A 232-nucleotide genomic window follows, 5' to 3' on the forward strand; every position below is an offset into this window, starting at 1 on the left:
TGCTCCGCCTGATGCGCGATCACCGCGCCCACGGGGGCGACCGCCGCCTCGACCTGCTCGCGCCCGGCGCCGACCACCACGACGGTCCGTTCGGGCGTCAGCGTCGCCGCGCTGTCCAGCAAATGCAGCAGCATCGCGCGCCCCGCGACGGGATGCAGCACCTTGTGCAGATCCGATTTCATACGCGTGCCCTTGCCGGCGGCAAGCACGATGACGGCGACGGGTGCGGTCG

At 72.0% G+C, this 232-nt stretch carries 1 protein-coding gene; it reads right to left on the reverse strand.

Translation table 11 applies throughout. The features are described 5' to 3' along the window. Positions 1-212, reverse strand: a 212-nt coding sequence (locus CVH10_RS24800; protein ID WP_369336036.1) for an NTP transferase domain-containing protein, incomplete at its 3' end; no start/stop codon positions are given. Positions 213-232 lie beyond the last annotated feature (20 nt).

It is taken from the genome of Halomonas sp. ND22Bw, assembly GCF_003011945.1.
Classification (GTDB): Bacteria; Pseudomonadota; Gammaproteobacteria; order Pseudomonadales; family Halomonadaceae; genus Halomonas; species Halomonas halophila.